We start from the raw sequence: 3,109 nt of genomic DNA, 5'->3' as shown, positions 1-3,109 counted from the left end.
CCCCAACCCCAACCTTCTCCCCCACCAAAAAACTCCTCGGCGCGCCATCGTTTAAACTCAATATCGCCACCGTCGCACTCCCGCCCGCGATCACCCCACTCATCTTGATATCCACCGGCGCAGTCTCATTGGAAAACCACTGCAACGCCGGGCTATCACTCATCGCCGCGAGCACTTTCGGGGCGGCTACGGGTGTGTGGGATTCCGCCGATATCAGCAGCACCGACGACCATGTCGCGACGCCAACCAGAGCGGCGAGCAGTGCCAGGGCCTGGACGGTATGCGCCGGGATAATCCGTGCGGTGAATTTCATGGGTTGTCGCTCGTTGTTGTCCCTGTTGCCAGCCTACGCGGAACTCTCTCCGTTTTATTTCACATGCCTTATATATTCGCCGGGCACGATGGGGTGGGACGCCAAAGAGCGCGCTGAATTAAATCAGTGCCCTTCCTGCTGCTTCTTCTGAGGCAAGATTTGGCATAATTAGTAATAGCATAATTAGGCCACGAGCAGACCAGTGCTACCAGGCCAAGTGGCCTGAACGTCTCAGAGTTCAGAAAAGCATTCGATAGGGCAATGGCGACTTATCAACTTTCGGAAACAAATCAGACCTGACATCTGCAGGGTCACTCCACCACACGCCTAACGAAAGCCAATAACGCACCGACTATTAATCCAAAAACTGCCATATTTTTAGCTGTAACCACTATTGCTTCTTTCGCTATGGCTCGCATTTCTTTTTCTCCAGGTAAACTCGGGTTTACACCGACCAAAACCATATTTTTGGTTAGAATCAACGCCCTATTCAGCACCCAAACGACTACAAACCGCTGAAAGCTCTCAATCAGACTTAGTCCAAAGTAACAAAACAGACCTAACCCTACAGCCATCGACGCTAATGTAGCTTCGTACCCTATCGCTTGGGCAGAAAACACGGCTTTCATTTTCAGTAATTTATCCGATGTATCAATGTGATAGGCAATAAAGAGAGGGAAAAATATAGAAAATGGCATTAAAGTTTTTTGGTTGACTTCCATACTTCGCTTTTTATCTTGAAGAGAATTACCGATCGATGCCAAAAAACCAAGCGCTAGAAACACAACCGGAGCTGCAAACGATAATAAATCTGAAAAGAAAAACTGGAGCAACAGCAAACACATAAACAGTAAATTTACAAATTTATAAACCCCACTTGATACGCCTGAAAGCCTAACACTCCTGACGCCGGGCCAAATCCTTTCTAGAAATCTATTAATTTTTATTTGAACAGCATAGTTCTTAAGGAACTCCTCATTTTCAGTAATTCCGGGCAGATTATCTAAGATTACACTCACCAGCTTTAACTGGTACGCCGCGTAGGCAATCACTCCCACTAGCGTGGTATATACCGTGGCTATTATCCAAAGCATTCGGCCATCCTAAACTCCTTATCTATAGGCAAAAAGCATCAATTCCTCCCACTTCAAGAAAGGGGGAAAGATTTACTGTGACTCCGACTTGCCAGCAACCTTTCTTATCAAGAACTTTTTACACTTGAAATTTTCGGCACTGAACCTTTTCGGCTGCGTCCGTATACAACATGAGTTTAATACACATGATGAATCGTGGATCCTTTACCGAGTAACCACCAGTGTGTTCATTTTTTATGATAAGGGGGCTTGATCCAGCAGTGAGGTCAGCCAAAATTGATCCTATGCCCATGTTGGTATTGGGCACAGTACGAGGGAAATTCTCTCTTACAAGTCTGTCAATGTCACTCGAGTCGAACTCGTGTCTTTTAACCTTCGCAATGCAGTAGATCACCTGATTGCGCCGTGCAACAGTAGTTTCTCGGCTGTTCAGATTCTTTTCTACAACAGAATAGGCATGCCGTAATCCAGCCGTCAGCCATGCAAGATCAGCTGCTTGCAGCGTCTTCGGGATATACGTCCACTTATTGTCTTGTATTGCATATGCGAGGTGCTCACAGAATTCATGAACGCGCTGCGCAATGCCCAGCGTTACATCCGATACATGCTCAGATATCTCAATTAACGAGGCCCCGGAGAGAGGTATTTGCAGATGCGCAAACCCCTTACTCACGATCTCACGAACTTGGCCTGAATCAAGGCCACCTACTTTTTGAATTTCCTGTAATCTATTAGCGACGGATTCAGCATTTTTTATTTCACGGAAGTACTGGAGAACCCCGTTAGGAACCCCAACAACAAGAAAGTTTATGTTGCACTCGGCATATCGACTGTCATCCAGAAGAATGATGATATTCGATAACTCATCCATCAATTCCTCGGAACTGAATATCGATTCAAGATTGTCCAGCACTATGATTTTTTTTGCATTGTTCGCAGATGCGTAAAGATTGAAGGCCTTGAGTAGCGGTTCTTCTTGGGTCACGTCGTAACGATCACTTTGTTTCAGACCGCCTTTTAAAAAAGCTGCTGAAAGCTCCGCCACTTTCTCTACGTTGTACCCCAAACTTACAGCCGTTCCTGGAGCTATGAGGCAGTTGCAGATTTCAGCGGTCAGCGATTTGATGCGTGCAGCATTCGCACAATTGACGGTCACGTACGTGATCCCGTCATCTTCAAGAACCTTTTTGTAAAGCCAAGACTTGCCGTTGCCACTTTCGCCAAAAATGAGCGTATGGGAATTTCGCTTGAATGCACGCGACAGCTCTAGCTCTAGCCTTGGCCGATGTACATACATATTCACGTTTACTTCGCTACGCCGAGGTGTGAACACCTCGGTTATCTCTTTCCTAAGCAAAATAGAAGTCCATTTGTGATGTGATGGGCAGCCCGGACTCTCCCAAGCCTCGTTACCGCATACTACTAGATATCCTACATGGCCATAATGGGTACGGACCAATGCGGCGCAAAATAAGAGCGGTTTCTTCACACAGAACGGACCGATTCCTGATTTTCTGATTCTGGTGCGAAAGCGACCACAAACATTTGTGCTTACTCGTACTTCTTTTTCTCAGACCCTTCTGAGCCAGTCGTCTTAGAGCTCTCCCGGCTAAAACAGCAAAACTATAATATCCCTCCCATTATTCAAGGCCTCACCAACCTCGGCATCTCCACCCCCTCCCCCAACCTGTCTCTTATACCC

The 3,109-nt window shown here is 46.6% G+C and carries 3 protein-coding genes; all 3 read right to left on the bottom strand.

Annotated elements, in window-relative coordinates; all coding sequences use genetic code 11:
• On the bottom strand, positions 1-313 hold a 313-nt coding region (locus D8U70_RS10155; protein ID WP_130928816.1), incomplete at its 3' end, for a general secretion pathway protein GspC.
• 311 nt (positions 314-624) lie between these two features.
• On the bottom strand, positions 625-1,407 hold the full coding sequence (locus D8U70_RS10150) for a hypothetical protein (RefSeq protein ID WP_130928815.1): 783 nt from the start codon (positions 1,405-1,407) through the stop codon (positions 625-627).
• Positions 1,408-1,525: 118 nt separating this feature from the next.
• Positions 1,526-2,704, bottom strand: a complete 1,179-nt coding sequence (locus D8U70_RS10145; protein WP_241664649.1) for an ATP-binding protein — start codon at positions 2,702-2,704, stop codon at positions 1,526-1,528.
• Positions 2,705-3,109: the final 405 nt, after the last annotated feature.

This window comes from Pseudomonas sp. Sample_20 (assembly GCF_004307585.1).
GTDB lineage: Bacteria > Pseudomonadota > Gammaproteobacteria > Pseudomonadales > Pseudomonadaceae > Aquipseudomonas > Aquipseudomonas atacamensis.
Note: the sequence above shows the minus strand (reverse complement) of the source record. Positions and strands in the feature narration are given on the sequence as shown.